The following is a 16,339-nucleotide window of genomic DNA, read 5'->3' as shown; positions in this document are numbered from 1 at the left end:
TTGTCAACGGGTTACATCGCCGCGGCGCGGTTGCCACAATCCGGTTCCGCTTTTCCGCAGCAGAACCGCAGTCCATGACCGAGATTTCCCCTGCGCTCGCGCGCAAGATCGCCCAGACCATCGCCGAGGAGATCGGCGCGCAGACGCAGCAGGTGCAGGCCGCCGTTGCGCTGCTCGACGAGGGCGCGACCGTGCCGTTCATCGCGCGCTACCGCAAGGAAGTCACCGGCGGCCTGGACGACACCCAGCTGCGCAACCTCGAGGTGCGCCTGGCCTACCTGCGCGAGATGGAGGACCGCCGCGCCTCGATCCTGGCCAGCATCGAGGAACAGGGCAAGCTCACCGATGAGCTGCGCGCGCAGATCGAAGAGGCCGACAGCAAGTCGCGCCTGGAAGACCTGTACCTGCCGTACAAGCAGAAGCGCCGGACCCGCGCGCAGATCGCCCGCGAAGCCGGCCTGGAGCCGCTGGCCGACGGCCTGATCGAGGATCCGGCCCGCGTTCCGGAAGAGTTCGCCGCCGGCTTCGTCGACGCCGAAAAGGGCGTGGCCGACGCGAAGGCCGCGCTGGAAGGCGCGCGCGCGATCCTGATCGAACGCTGGGGCGAGGACGCGACCCTGCTCGGCGAGCTGCGCGCATGGCTGGAGCGCGAGGGCGTGATCCGCTCGAAGGTGGTCGAGGGCAAGGAAGCGGCCGGCGAGAAGTACCGCGACTATTTCAACCACGCCGAACCGCTGGCGAAGATCCCCTCGCATCGCCTGCTGGCGCTGTTCCGCGGCCGCCGCGAGGAGTTCCTGCAGCTGGACCTGGAAGCCGGCGCCGACGCCGACGCGGGCAATGCCTACGCCGAAGGCCGCATCGCCCTGCACGCCGGCATCGCCGACAAGGGCCGCCCGGCCGACGCCTGGCTGCGCAACGCCTGCCGCCTGGCCTGGCGCGCCAAGATCCACCTGCACCTGATGCTCGACCTGTTCAACCAGGCGCGCGAGAAGGCCGAGGCGGAGGCCATCGCCGTGTTCGGCGACAACCTCAAGGACCTGCTGCTGGCCGCGCCGGCCGGCCCGAAGGCGGTGCTGGGCCTGGACCCGGGCCTGCGCACCGGCGTGAAGGTCGCGGTGGTCGATCCCACCGGCAAGCTGGTCGCCACCGACACCATCTACCCGCACGAGCCGAAGCGGCAGTGGGACCAGTCGCTGGCCACGCTGCGCAGGCTGTGCCTCGCCCACGGCGTGCAGCTGGTCGCGATCGGCAACGGCACCGCCTCGCGCGAAACCGACAAGCTCGCCGGCGACCTGCTCAAGGTGGTGCCCGAGCTGAAGATGCAGAAGATCGTGGTCAGCGAGGCCGGTGCCTCGGTGTACTCGGCCTCGGAGCTGGCGGCGAAGGAATTCCCCAACCTGGACGTGTCGCTGCGTGGCGCGGTCTCGATCGCGCGCCGACTGCAGGATCCGCTGGCCGAGCTGGTCAAGATCGAGCCCAAGGCGATTGGCGTGGGCCAGTACCAGCACGATGTCGACCAGTTCCGCCTGGCGCGTGCGCTCGACGCGAAGGTGGAGGACTGCGTGAACGCGGTCGGCGTTGACGTGAACACCGCTTCGGCCGCGCTGCTTGCGCGCGTGTCCGGCCTGACCCCGACCGTGGCCGAGAACATCGTCGCCTTCCGCGACCACAACGGCGCCTTCCCCTCGCGCAAGGCCCTGCTCAAGGTGCCGCGCCTGGGCGAGAAGACCTTCGAGCAGTGCGCCGGCTTCCTGCGCATCGCCGACGGCGAGCAGCCGCTGGACGCCTCGGCCGTGCACCCGGAAGCCTATCCGGTGGTCGAGCGCATCCTCGCCGGCAGCGGCAAGCAGGTGAAGCAGATCATCGGCGACAGCGCCTTCCTGCGTTCGCTCAAGCCCGAGCAGTTCACCGACGAGAAGTTCGGCCTGCCGACCGTGCGCGACATCATCAAGGAACTGGAGAAGCCCGGCCGCGACCCGCGCCCGGAATTCAAGGCGGCCAGGTTCGCCGACGGCGTGGAGGACATCAAGGACCTGCGCCCGGGCATGATCCTCGAGGGCGTGGTGAGCAACGTCGCCGCGTTCGGCGCCTTCGTCGACATCGGCGTGCACCAGGACGGCCTGGTCCACATCTCCGCGCTGAGCGAGCGCTACGTCAAGGACCCGCGCGACGTGGTCAAGGCCGGAGACATCGTCAAGGTGAAGGTCCTGGAGGTGGACGTGGCGCGCAAGCGCATCGCCCTGACCTGCCGCCTCAGCGACGAACCGGGCCAGGCCAGCGCGCGCGACGCACGTGGCGCCGACCGCGATGCGCGCGGCCCGCGCGGCCACGACCGTGGCCGTGGCGGCAACGGCGGCCGCGCCCCGCAGCCGCAGGCCGCACCGTTCAACAGCGCCATGGCCGACGCGCTGAAGAACCTGCGCCGCAACTGATCCGGCCGGGATGGCAGAAGGGCCGGCATGGCCGGCCCTTCTGCTGCCCGCAGCCTGGAAAGGCCGCTTACGCGGCTTCGGCCGCCTTGCGGAACTCGTCGTAGGCGGCCAGGGCGTTGGCCGCGTACATCAGCGACGGGCCGCCGCCCATGTATACCGCCACGCCGAGCATCTCGCGGAACTCCTCCGGCGTGGCGCCCAGGCGCACCAAGGCCTTGGCATGGAAGCCCAGGCAGGCGTCGCAGCGGTTGGCCACGCCGATCGCCATCGCGATCAGCTCCTTGGTCTTCTCGTCGAGCGCGCCGGGGGCCAGCGCGGCCTTGCTGAGCGCGCCAAAGCCGTGCATCACGTCGGGGTTGTGGGTACGCAGCGGGGTGAGGTTGCGCGAGACCTCGCGGGTCAGGTCCTGGTAGGCGGTGCTCATTGCCATCTCCTTCGTGGGCGGATGCTGCCTAATATATTACCTATTGCTAATTTAGCAACCTATGATATGATGGCGACATGGCTACCAACCGCCAGGACCGCAAGTTCAAGGAGCAGGGCGCCAGCCAGGCCGCGGCGATGCTGCGCGCGCTGGGCAACGAGCAGCGCCTGCTGCTGCTGTGCCTGCTGATCGAGCACGGCGAGATGAACGTCGGCCAGTTGCATGCGGAGGTCGACCTGAGCCAGTCCGCGCTCTCGCAGCACCTGGCGCGGATGCGTGCCGAGGGCCTGGTCGCCTGCCGCCGTGAAGGCCAGCTGGTCCATTACCGCATCGCCGATCCGCGCGTGGAGCGGCTGGTGGCCGCGCTCAAGTCCCTCTTCTGCCCCTGACGGGCGAGACATAGCCATGAAGACCATTGATTCCCGCTCCGCCCACGCCCTGGTCGAACAGGGCGCGCTGCTGGTGGACATCCGTGACCCCGACGAACATGCGCGCGAGCGCATCCCCGGCGCCTGCTGCATCCCGCTGGCACGACTGGGTCTGGCGCCCGAGCTGGCCACTGCGCAAGGGCGCGCCGTCGTGTTCCATTGCCGTTCCGGTATGCGTACGCGCACCAATGCCTCGATCCTCTGCGCGGCGGCAGGGAACTGCGATGCCTACGTGGTCGAAGGCGGCCTGGACGCCTGGAAGCAGGCCGGCCTGCCGGTCGAGCGCGACGCGCGCGCGCCGCTGGAGCTGATGCGGCAGGTGCAGATCGCCGCTGGCAGCCTGGCCCTGGCCGGCACGGTGCTGGCGGCGACGGTCTCGCCCTGGTTCATGCTGGTGCCCGGGATGGTCGGTCTGGGCCTGCTGCTCGCGGGCGTGACCGGCTTCTGCGGCATGGCCCACCTGCTGGCGCGGATGCCGTGGAACCGGCCCCGCGGCGCATGACCCGGCCCTGATGCATCGGCGCGTCTGGCACCACGTTCCCGGGTGTTGCCCCGCTAGACCCAGGCGCAATCCCAGAACGGATAGTCGCGGATGTCGTCGACCAGCCGCGCGCGCAGCGGTTCGGCGACGATGTAGCGGGCCACGGTGCGCAGGTCGTCCTCGCGGCGCAGTGGCCGGTCGTGGAATGCCGGTTCCCACAGCGGGCCAGCGCGCGACAGCACGCGGTTGACCTGCACGCCGGTGACCGACTTCATCCGCTGCACCACCTTCTCCAGCGGATCGCGCTGCCCCACCTGGAGCAGCCAGTGCACCTGGTCGGGCATCAGCACCCAGGCCAGCAGGGTGGCATCGCCATGCGCCAGCGGCTGGCGGAAGGCGCGCACCGCTTCGCAGCCGACATGGAAATTCGAGAACCAGGCCTGGCGGTCGCGGGTGGCGACGCTGACGTGGTAGGCCTGCCCGGGGACGGACAGCCCGCGCTGCCGCACCACGCGCAATCCCTGGAACCGGTCCTCGGTATGCATGTCCATGGACCGCATCCTTGCAAGCGGCCCGTGGGCGGAACAGCGGACTGGTCCGCAATCCGCTGTAGGAATTTTCCACGGCGGAAAGTTGCGGCCGAAAAGGTCCACGCCACGCGCAGTGCGCGCCAGGCCGAGAGGCTCACTCGGCCCATTCCTGGTCGGTGGTGAACACGATCGTCAGCCAGCGGTCCGGCGACTCCGGGCCGATCGCCTCGCCGACCTCGTCGCGCAGCGCGTCCCAGGCTTCCAGCGGACGCGGCGGCGCGCCGCGCGGCACGATGAAGTACAGCTCGATCTGGCGGCCACGCCCGACCCGCGCCACGTACGAGCGGAACGAGACGAAGCCCTCGCGCCGCACCACCTCCGCCGCCACCGCGTCGACCTGCTGCTTCAGCTCCACCGGCGTGACCAGCAGGATGTCGGCGATCGCGCTGCGCACCGCGCCCAGCGGCACCGGGATCACCACCAGGCACACCAGCGCCAGCACCGCCGGGTCTACGTACGGCGCCATCCATGCCCAGCGCGTGCCCTGCATCGCCTTGCCGATGGCGAAAGCCGCCAGCAGCGCGCCGCTGATCGCCGCCGATACCAGCCAGCCGCGTGCCTCCATCGCCACCAGCTGCGAACCGATGCGGCGGTTCGCGCGCATCGCATAGGCGGCCATCGCGATGCTGATGACGACCGTGGCCACGGCATAGACGATGGCCTGGCCGAAGTGCAGCTCGCGGCCGCCGTCGAGGAAACTGCCGATGGCGTTGACCAGTGCGTACGCGGCGGCGGCGGACATCAGCAGGCCGGTCGCGCCGAGCACCATCGGTTCCAGGTGCCAGAAGCCCATGGTGAAGCGCTCGGCGAGGCGCCGGTCCTGCGGATCGTCGGCGGCGTAGCCGGCGATCAGGCGCGCGACCAGCAGCGCCGCCGCGCTGGTGATGCCGTCGGCCAGCGAATAGATGCCGTCGAACACGATCGCGTACGAACCGGACAGCAGGCCGAAGACGATGCCCAGCGCCGCGACCAGGCCGGTGGCCGCGATCGAGCGGCGCAGGACGCGCTGTTCGCCGCCGCCGGGCGGCAGGTCCTGCACGGGGCCGGACGCTTCGCTCATGCGCGCAGCCTGCACCTTGCGGCCGCGCGGCGCCACCCGCGTCGCTACCCGACGATCAGGCCACCCGGCTGCGGCGCAGGCGCTCCAGGTGGACCAGCAGCAGCGAGATCGCCGCCGGGGTCATGCCCGGGATGCGCTGGGCCTGGCCGATGGTCTGCGGGCGCACCCGTTCCAGCTTCTGCTGCACTTCCGCCGACAGGCCGCGCACCGCGGCGTAGTCGAAGTCCGCGGGAATCGCGGTGTCTTCGTGGCGCTGCTGGCGCGCGATCTCGTCGCGCTGGCGGTCGAGGTAGCCGGCGTACTTCACCGCGATCTCGACCTGCTCGGCCACCTGCGCGTCGTCCACGCCCGGGCCCAGCGCCGGCACCCGCATCAGCGCGGCGTAGCCCAGCTCCGGGCGCTTGATCAGGTCCAGCGCGCTGGTCTCGCGGCTCACCGCCACGCCCAGCACCGCCTCGACCTCGCGGCCGATGGCATTGGCCGGCGTCGCCCACAGCGCGCGCAGGCGCGCGGTCTCGCGCTCGATCGCCTCGCGCTTGGCCTCGAAGCGCGCCCAGCGCGCGTCGTCGACCACGCCCAGCTCGCGGCCGCGCGGGGTCAGGCGCAGGTCGGCATTGTCCTCGCGCAGCTGCAGCCGGTACTCGGCGCGGCTGGTGAACATGCGGTACGGCTCGTTGGTGCCGTGGGTGATCAGGTCGTCGACCAGCACGCCCAGGTAGGCCTCGTCGCGGCGCGGCGCCCAGCCTTCGTGGTCGCGCACGTGGCGGGCGGCGTTGATGCCGGCCAGCAGGCCCTGCGCCGCCGCTTCCTCGTAGCCGGTGGTGCCGTTGATCTGGCCGGCGAAGAACAGGCCGGAAACCGCCTTGGTCTCGAGCGTGGCCTTCAGCCCGCGCGGGTCGAAGAAGTCGTATTCGATCGCGTAGCCGGGGCGGGTGATGTGCGCGTTCCCGAAGCCGCGGATCGAACGCACCAGCTCCAGCTGCACGTCGAACGGCAGCGAGGTGGAGATGCCGTTCGGGTAGATCTCGACCACGTCCAGCCCCTCGGGCTCGACGAAGATCTGGTGGCTGGGCTTGTCGGCGAAACGCACCACCTTGTCCTCGATCGAGGGGCAGTAGCGCGGGCCGATGCCCTCGATCTGGCCGGTGTACAGCGGCGACCGGTCCAGCGCGCCGCGGATGATCTCGTGGGTGCGTTCGGTGGTGTGGGTGATCCAGCACGAGACCTGGCGCGGGTGGTCGGCCACGTCGCCGAGGAAGGACATCACCGGCATCGGGTCGTCGCCGGGCTGCTCGTCCATCACCGCGTAGTCCAGCGTGCGCCCGTCGATGCGCGGCGGCGTGCCGGTCTTGAGCCGGTCCACCGCGAACGGGCGTTCGCGCAGGCGCGCGGCCAGGGTGGCCGAGGGCGGATCGCCCATGCGCCCGGCCGCATACGTGGTCGGGCCGATATGGACCTTGCCGGCGAGGAAGGTGCCCGCGGTCAGGACCACGGCCGGGGCGTCGAAGCGCAGGCCGGTCTGGGTGATCGCGCCGCGCACAGCGTCGCCTTCGATAACAAGATCATCCACCGCCGCCTGGAACACAGTGAGGTTTGGCTGGTTCTCGACCATGCGGCGGATCGCCGCGCGGTACAGCGCGCGGTCGGCCTGGCAACGGGTCGCGCGCACAGCCGGGCCCTTGGACGCATTGAGCGTGCGCCACTGGATGCCGGCCAGGTCGGCGGCGCGGGCCATCGCCCCGCCGAGGGCATCGATCTCCTTGACCAGGTGGCCCTTGCCGATGCCGCCGATGGCCGGGTTGCAGCTCATCGCGCCCACGGTCTCGATGTTGTGGGTCAGCAGCAGGGTGCGCGCGCCGGCGCGGGCCGAGGCCAGCGCGGCCTCGGTGCCGGCGTGGCCGCCGCCGATCACGATGACGTCGTACTGGTGGAAGGAGCGGGTCATGCGGGTTCCGGGAAGCGCCCTGGGGGGCGGCGCTGGGCGGCAATTCTACGCCCGGGGGTGTCCGTGGACTTGGCACGCTTCCTGCGGTAACCATCACGTGCACCCATCGCGGCAATGCGTCGGGGGCGCGGGCTGGAATTGGAACAGGGGCCAGCCACGCGCGCGATGGGGAAGCCGAGGGGCCGGCAGTCGGGGGACTGCCGGCCCCGTTTTTTGCCTGGCGCCAGCCAAACCGTGACCGGGGCCACAAAAAACGACAGCCCGGCCAGGGGACCGGGCTGTCTTGGGGGCGCCGATGTCCGACAGGGCCGGAACAGGGGGGATCCAGATTTCCCTGCCGGACATCGACATGGACTTGCCGGGCAGGTCAGAAGCTGACGTGCCCTGTCACGTTGCGGGCTAAGCTTGCGACCACCGACCCGGCAACGCAAGCGCTTTTTCAGGGCTCATTCGTGTCGCGCGTCCCACTACGCTGAGGTCGCGAGCTGCCGCTGGGCGCCGGTCGCGGGGCCGGGGCGCTGCGTGGCGCCGCGTTGCTGCGGGGCGCCTGGCGGAACTCGCCGCCGCTGCTGCGGGGCTGCGGCTGCGGCGAGACCGGGCGCGTCGCCACCGGTGCGACGTTGCCGCCGTTGCCCGGGAAGCGGCGGCGGACCGCGGTGTCGGTGCCGCCCTGCGGCGGATCGACGCGGTAATAGGTGCCGGTCGGCGGCACCGGTCGCACGCTGCCGCCCGTGCCCGGCCCCGGGCCACCGCTCATGCCCGGTTGCGGACCAGCGATGCTGCGGGTCCCCGGTTGCGGGCGACGCCGCGGCTGGTCTTCCTCGCTGCCACGGCGCAGCCGCTCCAGGTCGCGCCAGGGCGCGCGGTTGAGCGGGGGCGGCGTGTTGCCGGCCGTCGGCGGCGGCCGGTCGGGGCGGCCGTCATGGTCGCCGCCGTGGTGGCCGGGCCTCGGCGGCGCAGGCGCATGCGGGTGGTAGTGCGGCGGCCGGTAGTAGTAACCCGGGTAGCCGTACCCGTAGTAGTAGGAGGGATGGCCGTAGCCGAGGCCGAACGACCAGCCCGGCCGGTAGCGGTAAGCGTAGGGCACGCCGTAACCATAGCTATAGCCGTAGCCGCCGTAGACCGTGCCGTAGCCGGAGTAGTCGTAGCCGGTGTAGTAACCGCCGCCGTCGTCCACATACCCGTAGGTGGTGCAACCCGCCAGGGCCAGCGCGCACGCCAGGCCGGTCAACACTCGCAGTTTCATGGGCAGTCCCCCCCTCGGGCTTGGATGGCCAGCTTCGCGGCGGCGCTTTGAATCCGTGCTTAACCCGTCCGGGCGCCCCCCCGCCGTGCCGCCACGCGATGACAGGCCCCCGCCGTAGTCGATACGTTAACCTTGGCCCATGCCAGTCGACCTTCCCGTTGCCGACGACGTCCTCGCCGCCGCTGCCCGGATTGCCGGCCATGCCAGCGTCACCCCGGTGCTGCGTTCGCGCGTGCTCGACGGCATGGCCGGCTGCGAACTGCACTTCAAGGCCGAACACCTGCAGCGCGGCGGCGCCTTCAAGTTCCGCGGCGCCTGCAACGCCGTGTGGTCGCTGTCCGGTGAGGAGGCCGCCCGCGGCGTGGTCACCCACTCCTCCGGCAACCACGGCGCGGCGCTGGCGCTGGCCGCGCGCAGCCGCGGGATTCCCTGCCACGTGGTCGTGCCCGAGGGCGCGGTGGCGGCCAAGCTGGCCAACATCGAACGCCATGGCGCCACCGTCTGGCGCTGCGAACCCACCCTGGCCGCGCGCGAGGCGACCTGCACGCGCATCCAGGCCGGGACCGGCGCGCAGCTGGTCCATCCCTACGCCGACGCGCGGGTGATCGCCGGCCAGGGCACGGCGACGGTCGAGCTGGTCGGCCAGGCCGGTGCGCTGAACACGATCGTGGTGCCGGTGGGCGGCGGCGGCCTGGCCGCGGGCACCGCGCTGGCGCTGGCCGCGGTCGCGCCGGGCTGCCGGCTGGTGCTGGCCGAACCGGCCGGCGCCGACGACACCGCCCGTTCGCTGGCCACCGGCGAACGCCAGACCGACCTGGTCCCCGATACCGTCTGCGATGGCCTGCGCGCCACCCTCGGCGCGCCCAACTTCGCCCTGCTCCGCGCCTGGGGCACCGAGGTCGTGGTGGTCGACGACGCGGCCACGGTCGCGGCGATGCAGCTGGCCTGGCAGGTGCTCAAGCAGGTCGTCGAACCGTCCTCGGCGATCGCCCTGGCCGCGGTGCTGGCGCAGCCGGCGCGCTTCGCCGGCCAGCGCGTCGGCGTGGTCTTCACCGGCGGCAACGTCGACCTGGGGGCATTGCCGTGGCACGGCTGAGCCGCGGCCGCAAGGCGCGGCGCGGCTTCTTCGGCTGGCTGTGGCGGCTGGCGCTGCTGGCGGTGCTGTGGCTCGCCGGCGTGGCCGCCTGGATCGTCTGGGTCGGCCAGCGCGACCAGGCCACGCGCGCCGACGCGATCATCGTGCTCGGCGCCGCCGCGTACCACAAGAATCCCTCGCCGGTGTTCCGCGAACGCATCCGCCACGGCCTGGACCTGTACCGCCGCGGCTACGCGCCGGTGCTGGTGTTCACCGGCGGCTACGGCAATGGCGCACCGTTCGCCGAATCGCAGGTGGCGCGCCGCTACGCGCTGCAGCAGGGCATTCCCGAGTCGGCGATCCTGATCGAATCGGCCTCGCGCAATACCCGCGAGAACCTGCTGCAGGCGCGCATGCTGATGCAGCAGAACGACCTGCACCGGGTGATCGTGGTCAGCGACCCGCTGCATATGGCGCGCGCGCTGCGGCTGTCTCGGCGGCTGGGCATCGACGCGGTCGGCTCGCCCACGCCCAGCACCCGCTTCCGCACGGTGCAGACGCAGTGGCGCTTCCTGCTGCAGGAGGTCTATTTCTTCCACCGCGACCTGGTGCTGCGCGACTGATCCCGCGCGCTGCCGCGGCGTATCATGGCCGCCCCCGCAGAACCGGAATTCCCCGATGAAGATCGACGGCACCCGCCGCCAGGACCGCGCGATCGAGCTGGTGCTCGCCTACTACGCCGCGTTCAACCGCGGCGACCGCGAGGCGATGCTCGCGCTGCTCGCCGACGACGTCGTCCACGACCTCAACCAGGGTGCGCGCGAGACCGGCAGGGACGCGTTCGCCGCCTTCATGCAGCGCATGGACGCCAGCTACCGCGAGCAGCTGCGCGACATCGTGGTGATGGCGACCCAGGACGGCGATCGCGCCGCCGCCGAGTACGTGGTCCATGGCGAGTACCTGCGCGACGACGAAGGCCTGCCGCCGGCGCGAGGCCAGAAGTACGTGCTGCCCGGTGGCGCGTTCTTCGACATCCGCGACGACCGCATCGCCCGGGTCAGCAACTACTACAACCTGCAGGACTGGATCGCGCAGGTTGCGGGGTGAGAGCCGGGATTCGGGATTCGGGATTGCAGATTCGCAAGAGCCCGTAGCCCGGACAGGCGGAGCGCGTGCGATGGGCTTGCGGAGCCGCAGGGCTCAGGGATTGTTACGGCGGCGGATCGGGATCTTCGACAGCGGCACCGCCGCGATCTCGTGGCCGCCCTCGCGGATCGGCGCACCCGGGGCCGGCGCCCAGGCCTGCGCGTAGATCACTTCCCAGGTGCTGGGCAGGCGTCCGTCGGCGTCGCGCAGCGGCTCGTAGGCCGCGGCCGCGGCGGCGAAACGCGCGCGCCCGGTGAGGCTGCGCCGGCGCGAGGCCAGCGCGTTGGTCGCGCCGATCGCGCGCAGTTCGCGCATCAGCGCCGGCAGGTCCGGATAGGTCAGGGTGAACATGTCGCGGTCCACCACCGGATCGCGGAAACCGGCCGCCATCAGCGCGTCGCCGAACTGGGCGATCGAGGCGAACGGGCTCACGTGCGGCGCATCGTCGGCCGCGGCGAAGGCGCCGCGCAGTTCGGACAGCGTCTCCGGGCCGAAGCTCGAGCACAGCAGCAGGCCCTCGGGCTTGAGCACGCGGCGGAAGCCGGCGAACACCGCCGGCAGGTCGTCGACCCACTGCAGGCACAGGTTGCTGAAGATCACGTCGACGCTGCCTTCGGCCAGCGGCAGCGCGCGCGCATCGGCGCACACGCGCGCGAACGGCTTCCACCAGCCGGCCTGGCGCCTGGCCTCGCGCAGCATCGGCAGGGCCAGGTCCAGCGCGATCACCCGCGCCTTCGGCCAGCGCTTGCGGATCGCGGCGGAAGCGTGGCCGGTGCCGCTGCCGACGTCGAGCACGACTTCCGGCTGGCGGTCGTCGAGGTAGTCGAGCGAACCGAGCAGGCGCGTGCGCACCTCGGCCTGCAGCGCCGCGGCCGCGTCGTAGCCGGCGGCGGCGCGCGAGAAGGCGCGGCGCACGTGGCGGGGGTCGAACAGCGGGTCCATGGGGGGCACGGCGACGTCAGGGGGCGCCATTGTCGGCGAAAGCGCGCAGCTCCGCCGCGACCGCGTCCACATGGCCGAGGAACGGTGCGTGCCCGGCGCCAGCCAGTTCGACGAAGCGCGACTGCGGCGCCAGGGCCGCGGCGGCGGCCATGCCGCGCGGATCGACCAGGCGGTCGCGGCGGCCGGCCAGCCACAGGCTGGGCACGGCCAGGCGCGGCAGGCTGCGGCGCAGGTCGGTGCCATCGAGCAGGGCCAGGCCGTCGCGCAGCGCCTGTGGGTCCGGCTCGCCGCGCGCGCGCAGCAGTTCGCGCAGGGCCTTCAGTTCGGCGCGGCCGTGCTCGGAACCGAGAGTGTCCAGGGCGATGAAGCGGTCGAGGGTCCCGGCATAGTCTTCGGCGAGGTCGTGGCCGAAGCGCTCGAATACCTCGCGCGGCACCGCATGAGGCCAGTCCTCGCCGTGCACGAAGCGCGGCGTCGCCGCGACCATCACCAGCCCGCGCACGGTCGGCAGCGTCGCCGCCGCGCGCAGCGCGAACAGCCCGCCCAGCGACCAGCCCAGCCAGATCGCCGGCGGCGTGCGCGCGGCGATCGTGCTGGCGACCAGGGCCAGGTCGAGGCGTTCGTCCGGATCGCGGCTCAGGCCGTGGCCTGGCAGGTCCACCAGGTGCAGGCGGAAATGCGGCGCCAGGCGTTCGGCCAGCGGCGCGAACACGCCGCCGTGCAGGGCCCAGCCGTGGATCAGGACCAGGTCCGGGCCGCTGCCCAGGGTTTCGATATGCATGCGTGCGCGGCGGCGTCGCGCGGCCTCAGCCGCGCAGCGCCTGGTTGAGCGTGTAGGTGCCGTACACCGCGGCTTCGCCCAGTACGTGGCCCTGCATCGCCCGCTGCACGTCGGCGGCGGTGAAGCGCGCCGGCAGCTGCAGCGCCGGCACGTCCAGGGCGAACAGGCGGAAGAAGTAGCGGTGCACGCGCAGGTCGTTGAACGGCGGATACGGGCCGTCGTAACCCAGGTAGTCGCCGCGCATCTGCGCATCGCCGGCGAACCAGCCGGTGTAGTCGTTCAGGCCCTGGCGCGAACCGGCGGGGCCGGCCGGCTGCTGCTTGCCGCCGGTGGTGACGCCGTCGCTGCAGCTGCCGGCGGCGATTTCGCGCACGTCGGCGGCGATGTCGGCCACCACCCAGTGGATGAAGTCGCCGCGCGGCTGCTCGACCGGGATCTGCAGGTCCTCGCGGCCCACCGTCTCCGGCACCGTCGGCGCGTCCGGATCGATGCACAGCAGGGCGAAGGAACGGGTGCCCTCGGGCACGCCGTCCCAGGCCAGGTGCGGGTTGCGGTTGCCGGCGAAGCCGTCGGGCTGGCCCATCGCGAACTCGGCCGGGATCGGGCCGCGCGCTTCGAAACTGTCACTCCAGATACGCATGCGTGGCTCCTCTGCGGGATCAGGATTCAACGTAGCCCAGGCGCACGGCGACCGGCGTCAACCGCGCGAACGGCGCGGCGAGCTGGTCGGCATAGGCGCGCCAGCGGCCCGGCGGCAGGCGCCGCTGCGCGGCCGGCGGCGGCGCCAGCTTGAGGCCGCCGAGGGCCTTGCCCAGCACCTCGGCCAGCGCCTGCTGCGCATCGACGATGCCGTCCACGCGCAGCAGCACGTGCGGGTACAGGTCCTGCTCGTCGAGGTCGGCCAGCTGCTCCAGGCCCTGCGCCAGCCATTCGGCCGCCGCTTCGGGGTTCTCCAGCGCCAGCGGCACCGGCGAACCGGTGGCCAGCCAGTCCAGCAGCATGTCGCGCGGATCGCGGACCACCGCCAGCAGCAGGCCTTCGGGCAGGTGCGGGCGCAGCGCCAGCAGCAGCGCGTTGTCCCACCAGGTCAGCCAGTCGACGGCGTTGCCGCCGGCGGCGCCGCGGGCCGGCAGCTGTTCGCGCCAGCGCGCGACCAGCGCGGCCGGATCGGCGCTGCCGTTGCGCAGCGCGTGCGCGGCCTGCGGGCTGCGCAGCGGATCCTCCGGCGCCTGCGGGGTGTAGCGGTCGCGCAGGACCGCGGCGCCAAGCGTGTCCACCACCCGTTCCACGCCCGAGCCGGGCAGGCCCCAGACCAGGATCGGACGCGGCGCGTCCGGGGTGGGCGTGGCCAGCGCCGGCCACTCCTCGACGGCCGGGGCCAGCGGAGGCAGGGCCAGGCGCGAAGCACGCATGCCGTCGTGCAGCGACTGCCATTGCGCCACCGCCTCGGAGGTGCGGCCCGCGCGATCGAGCAGGCGCCCGACCCAGCTGCCCATCGCGGCGCGGCTGGCCGGATCCTGCGGGCGCGCGGCGATGGCGCGGGCGCGGGCGATGGCCGCATCGGGGTCGCGCTGCAGCAGTGCCTCGACCAGGAACTGTTCGGCCAGCGCATGTCCCGGCTGCACTTCCAGCAGGCGTTCCGCCAGGCGCATCGCCCCGTCCAGGTCGGCGGCGCGGTCGCGCGCGACCATCGCCGTCTCCAGCGCCATCACGCTGCCCGGCAGGGCCTCGAGCCAGCGCGACAGCACCGCCTCGCCGCCCTTGCTGCCCGGTTCCTCCATCGACAGGCGCACCGCCCACAGGTCGTTGACCAGCGGATGCCGGGCCAGCGCTTCCTCGAGGGTCGCCTGCGCCGCGGCGCGGTCGTCGCGGCGGGCCCACAGCTGCATCAGCGCCTGCAGGACGAAACGGTCCGGCGAGTGCAGCAGGCTTTCCTGGAGCAGTTCCAGCGCCTGTTCCGCGCGGCCGGCGCGGAACGCGTACAGACCGGCGAGGCGGCGCAGCGACGGGTTGGACACCTTCGGGTCGTCCAGCAGCGGCGCGAGCAGTTCGACGGCCTCCTCGTGGCGGTCCTGCCCGGCGGCCAGCTGCGCCAGCAGCGGCTGCAGCGCGCGCGCGTCCGGCAGCAGCGCGGAGACCTTGCGGAAGGCCTGCTCGGCGAAGGCCCAGTGGGACTTGGCCAGGTAGGCAAAGCCCAGCACCGACAGCAGCTGCGGATCGTCCGGCAGCGCCTTGCTGGCCGATGAGGCCAGCGCCAGCGCGCGGTCGGGGTTGCCACGGCGCAGGGCCAGCAGCGCGTCCAGCCCGAGCAGGCGCGGATCGTCCTCGGCGGCGATGCGGGCGGCGGTGCGGCTCAGCCGCTCAGCCTCGTCCAGGTCGCCACGGGCCAGGGCGACGTGGGCCTTGGCCAGGTAGGACGGCAGGTGGTTCGGATCCAGCTCCAGGCCCTGGGCCAGCGCCGCGCCGGCCTCGTCGACGCCGCCGCTGCGCAGCAGCAGGCTGGCGCGCTCGAAGTGCAGGCCCGCGTCCTCCGGCGCCAGCAGGATCGCCTGGTCCAGCGCGAACAGGGCGGCAGCCGGGTCGCCGGCGCGGGCCAGGGCCAGCGCGAGGGTGCGCTGCGCCACCGCATCGTCCGGGGCGCTGGCCGCCCAGTCCTGGGCCAGGGCCAGCGCTTCGTCGACGGCATCGCGCCGCAGCGCGTCTTGGATACGTTCCAGCATCGGGGGCGTTCTTTCCGGGAAAACCCGCAGTTTACCCCGGCACCCGCTCCCCGCCGCCCTGTCTCAGCCCGGCGGCAGCGCCGCGCCCAGGCGGTCGGCGACCCAGCGCTCGGCGAAACCGTCCCCGGCGAGGTTCTCGACGAAGGCGCAGTGGCCGCCCCAGCGCGCCAGCTCCAGCTCGACGGTGGCCGGCAGGCGCCAGTTGCGGAAGTGCGCGACCGGGATCACCGGATCGTCCTCGGCCATCAGGATGCTGGCCGGCACGCCCAGTCCGCGCAGGCGGTCGCCGGCGATCGAATAGCTCTCGAAATACTCCTCGACCGTGCCGAAGCCGGCGTGCTGGCGCGCCAGCCAGCCGATCAGGCCGCGCATGTCCATCGCCAGGGTGGCGTCGTCGTAGCCGAAGCGCTCCGGGAACAGCTCGCGCTTGCGCACCAGCGAGCTGCGCCACTTGCGGCGGAAATACCAGTCGTAGAACTGCGGCGCGCGCTCCATGCTGTCCATGGTCGCGGCCGGGTCGACCAGCGGGCAGACCACGGCGATGCGGCGCAGCGGCAGGCCGGCGTCGGCCGCGCGCAGGCCCAGGCGCAGGGCGTGGTTGCCGCCCAGCGAGAAGCCGGCCACCACCAGGTCGCGCACCTGCAGGCGGCAGACCATCTCCGCGGCCGCGTGCACCACCTCGCCGATCCGGTTGGAGTGGAACAGCTCCTCGTTCAGGTGGTGGGTGTCGCCGTGGTCGCGGAAGTTCAGGCGGAACACGTCCAGGCCATCGGCCAGCAGGCGCGCGGCAGTCAGGCGCATGTAGCCGGACTCGGCGCTGCCTTCCCAGCCGTGCAGCAGCAGCGCGGTGCCGCGCGGGCGGCGGCCGGGGACGGTGCTGTGCCAGCCCTGCAGGCGCGCGCCGTTGCCGCCGTCGAGGATGTATTCGCTGGTGGTGGCGCCGACCGCCGACAGCGCGCGCAGGCCGCGGCGCTGGCGCAGCCCGCTGGAACCCAGCACCGACTGCAGGTGCGGATTGCGCAGGAGCCGTGGCGGCTGGTAGTCGGTGGCCTTGAGCATCGGGGCAAAT

General features: G+C 72.4%; 16 protein-coding genes. 6 read left to right on the top strand and 10 right to left on the bottom strand.

Going from position 1 to position 16,339, the window contains the following annotated elements; translation table 11 throughout:
* The first annotated feature begins 74 nt into the window (after window positions 1-74).
* Window positions 75-2,432: a Tex family protein gene (locus M503_RS0109040; RefSeq protein ID WP_028920163.1), complete on the top strand. Its 2,358-nt coding sequence runs from the start codon at window positions 75-77 to the stop codon at window positions 2,430-2,432.
* 67 nt (window positions 2,433-2,499) lie between these two features.
* Here M503_RS0109040 and M503_RS0109035 read toward each other — a convergent pair whose 3' ends face one another.
* The gene (locus M503_RS0109035) at window positions 2,500-2,856 is read right to left on the bottom strand and encodes a carboxymuconolactone decarboxylase family protein (RefSeq protein WP_197017203.1); all 357 of its coding nucleotides are present in this window, start codon (window positions 2,854-2,856) and stop codon (window positions 2,500-2,502) included.
* 77 nt (window positions 2,857-2,933) lie between these two features.
* Between M503_RS0109035 and M503_RS0109030 the strand changes: the two genes are divergently transcribed.
* Together M503_RS0109030 and M503_RS0109025 are read left to right on the top strand one after the other, a co-directional pair.
* The gene (locus M503_RS0109030) at window positions 2,934-3,245 is read left to right on the top strand and encodes an ArsR/SmtB family transcription factor (protein WP_028920165.1); all 312 of its coding nucleotides are present in this window, start codon (window positions 2,934-2,936) and stop codon (window positions 3,243-3,245) included.
* Between the two features lie 16 nt (window positions 3,246-3,261).
* Window positions 3,262-3,786 (top strand): rhodanese family protein, encoded by a 525-nt coding sequence (locus M503_RS0109025; RefSeq protein WP_197017202.1) that lies wholly within the window; start codon window positions 3,262-3,264, stop codon window positions 3,784-3,786.
* A 53-nt stretch (window positions 3,787-3,839) separates the two neighbouring features.
* Here the strand turns inward: M503_RS0109025 and M503_RS0109020 are convergent, their stop codons facing one another.
* The 4 genes from M503_RS0109020 to M503_RS17610 form a co-directional block, all read right to left on the bottom strand.
* Window positions 3,840-4,316: an REP-associated tyrosine transposase gene (locus M503_RS0109020; RefSeq protein ID WP_051414460.1), complete on the bottom strand. Its 477-nt coding sequence runs from the start codon at window positions 4,314-4,316 to the stop codon at window positions 3,840-3,842.
* 133 nt (window positions 4,317-4,449) lie between these two features.
* The gene (locus M503_RS0109015) at window positions 4,450-5,415 is read right to left on the bottom strand and encodes a cation diffusion facilitator family transporter (RefSeq protein WP_051414464.1); all 966 of its coding nucleotides are present in this window, start codon (window positions 5,413-5,415) and stop codon (window positions 4,450-4,452) included.
* A 55-nt stretch (window positions 5,416-5,470) separates the two neighbouring features.
* The gene (gene mnmG / locus M503_RS0109010; protein WP_028920169.1) at window positions 5,471-7,360 is read right to left on the bottom strand and encodes a tRNA uridine-5-carboxymethylaminomethyl(34) synthesis enzyme MnmG; all 1,890 of its coding nucleotides are present in this window, start codon (window positions 7,358-7,360) and stop codon (window positions 5,471-5,473) included.
* A gap of 439 nt (window positions 7,361-7,799) precedes the next feature.
* Complete coding sequence (locus M503_RS17610) at window positions 7,800-8,606, bottom strand: hypothetical protein (RefSeq protein WP_051414452.1); 807 nt, start codon at window positions 8,604-8,606, stop codon at window positions 7,800-7,802.
* A 139-nt stretch (window positions 8,607-8,745) separates the two neighbouring features.
* Here M503_RS17610 and M503_RS0109000 point away from each other — a divergent pair, with 139 nt between their 5' ends.
* From M503_RS0109000 to M503_RS0108990, 3 genes are read left to right on the top strand one after another with little or no spacing between them, the layout of a single operon-like run.
* Window positions 8,746-9,702, top strand: a complete 957-nt coding sequence (locus tag M503_RS0109000) for a pyridoxal-phosphate dependent enzyme (RefSeq protein WP_028920170.1) — start codon at window positions 8,746-8,748, stop codon at window positions 9,700-9,702.
* Window positions 9,699-10,304, top strand: coding sequence for a YdcF family protein (locus M503_RS0108995; protein WP_028920171.1), 606 nt, complete (start codon window positions 9,699-9,701; stop codon window positions 10,302-10,304). Before M503_RS0109000 ends, M503_RS0108995 begins: the two co-directional genes overlap by 4 nt.
* Before the next feature lie 55 nt (window positions 10,305-10,359).
* A complete protein-coding gene (locus M503_RS0108990; RefSeq protein WP_051414448.1) occupies window positions 10,360-10,788 on the top strand; it encodes a ketosteroid isomerase-related protein in 429 nt (142 codons plus the stop codon).
* Between the two features lie 93 nt (window positions 10,789-10,881).
* Here the strand turns inward: M503_RS0108990 and bioC are convergent, their stop codons facing one another.
* The 5 genes from bioC to M503_RS0108965 all read right to left on the bottom strand — a co-directional run bounded on the left by bioC (window position 10,882) and on the right by M503_RS0108965 (window position 16,329).
* Window positions 10,882-11,769 (bottom strand): malonyl-ACP O-methyltransferase BioC, encoded by an 888-nt coding sequence (gene bioC, locus M503_RS0108985; RefSeq protein ID WP_028920173.1) that lies wholly within the window; start codon window positions 11,767-11,769, stop codon window positions 10,882-10,884.
* A gap of 16 nt (window positions 11,770-11,785) precedes the next feature.
* Window positions 11,786-12,550: a pimeloyl-ACP methyl ester esterase BioH gene (bioH, locus tag M503_RS0108980; RefSeq protein ID WP_024869644.1), complete on the bottom strand. Its 765-nt coding sequence runs from the start codon at window positions 12,548-12,550 to the stop codon at window positions 11,786-11,788.
* Between the two features lie 25 nt (window positions 12,551-12,575).
* Window positions 12,576-13,190 carry a YbhB/YbcL family Raf kinase inhibitor-like protein gene (locus M503_RS0108975; RefSeq protein ID WP_028920174.1) on the bottom strand — a complete coding sequence of 205 codons (615 nt, stop codon included), beginning with the start codon at window positions 13,188-13,190 and terminating at the stop codon, window positions 12,576-12,578.
* 19 nt (window positions 13,191-13,209) lie between these two features.
* The gene (locus tag M503_RS0108970; RefSeq protein WP_028920175.1) at window positions 13,210-15,270 is read right to left on the bottom strand and encodes a tetratricopeptide repeat protein; all 2,061 of its coding nucleotides are present in this window, start codon (window positions 15,268-15,270) and stop codon (window positions 13,210-13,212) included.
* 63 nt (window positions 15,271-15,333) lie between these two features.
* Window positions 15,334-16,329: a YheT family hydrolase gene (locus M503_RS0108965; RefSeq protein ID WP_028920176.1), complete on the bottom strand. Its 996-nt coding sequence runs from the start codon at window positions 16,327-16,329 to the stop codon at window positions 15,334-15,336.
* Window positions 16,330-16,339: the final 10 nt, after the last annotated feature.

The sequence above is a fragment of the Pseudoxanthomonas suwonensis J47 genome, from assembly GCF_000513955.1.
GTDB classification, from domain to species: Bacteria; Pseudomonadota; Gammaproteobacteria; order Xanthomonadales; family Xanthomonadaceae; genus Pseudoxanthomonas; species Pseudoxanthomonas suwonensis_C.
This window is presented reverse-complemented; position numbering and strand designations above follow the sequence as displayed.

What these genes read in the sequence shown, in the direction of transcription:
- M503_RS0108965 (WP_028920176.1), bottom strand. Translation starts at nt 16,329, where the DNA reads ATGCTCAAGGCCACCGACTACCAGCCGCCACGGCTCCTGCGCAATCCG.
- M503_RS0108990 (WP_051414448.1), top strand. Translation starts at nt 10,360, where the DNA reads ATGAAGATCGACGGCACCCGCCGCCAGGACCGCGCGATCGAGCTGGTG.
- bioC (WP_028920173.1), bottom strand. Translation starts at nt 11,769, where the DNA reads ATGGACCCGCTGTTCGACCCCCGCCACGTGCGCCGCGCCTTCTCGCGC.
- M503_RS17610 (WP_051414452.1), bottom strand. Translation starts at nt 8,606, where the DNA reads ATGAAACTGCGAGTGTTGACCGGCCTGGCGTGCGCGCTGGCCCTGGCG.
- M503_RS0109025 (WP_197017202.1), top strand. Translation starts at nt 3,262, where the DNA reads ATGAAGACCATTGATTCCCGCTCCGCCCACGCCCTGGTCGAACAGGGC.
- M503_RS0108975 (WP_028920174.1), bottom strand. Translation starts at nt 13,190, where the DNA reads ATGCGTATCTGGAGTGACAGTTTCGAAGCGCGCGGCCCGATCCCGGCC.
- M503_RS0109035 (WP_197017203.1), bottom strand. Translation starts at nt 2,856, where the DNA reads ATGAGCACCGCCTACCAGGACCTGACCCGCGAGGTCTCGCGCAACCTC.
- M503_RS0109015 (WP_051414464.1), bottom strand. Translation starts at nt 5,415, where the DNA reads ATGAGCGAAGCGTCCGGCCCCGTGCAGGACCTGCCGCCCGGCGGCGGC.
- bioH (WP_024869644.1), bottom strand. Translation starts at nt 12,550, where the DNA reads ATGCATATCGAAACCCTGGGCAGCGGCCCGGACCTGGTCCTGATCCAC.
- mnmG (WP_028920169.1), bottom strand. Translation starts at nt 7,360, where the DNA reads ATGACCCGCTCCTTCCACCAGTACGACGTCATCGTGATCGGCGGCGGC.
- M503_RS0109030 (WP_028920165.1), top strand. Translation starts at nt 2,934, where the DNA reads ATGGCTACCAACCGCCAGGACCGCAAGTTCAAGGAGCAGGGCGCCAGC.
- M503_RS0109000 (WP_028920170.1), top strand. Translation starts at nt 8,746, where the DNA reads ATGCCAGTCGACCTTCCCGTTGCCGACGACGTCCTCGCCGCCGCTGCC.
- M503_RS0108970 (WP_028920175.1), bottom strand. Translation starts at nt 15,270, where the DNA reads ATGCTGGAACGTATCCAAGACGCGCTGCGGCGCGATGCCGTCGACGAA.
- M503_RS0109020 (WP_051414460.1), bottom strand. Translation starts at nt 4,316, where the DNA reads ATGGACATGCATACCGAGGACCGGTTCCAGGGATTGCGCGTGGTGCGG.
- M503_RS0109040 (WP_028920163.1), top strand. Translation starts at nt 75, where the DNA reads ATGACCGAGATTTCCCCTGCGCTCGCGCGCAAGATCGCCCAGACCATC.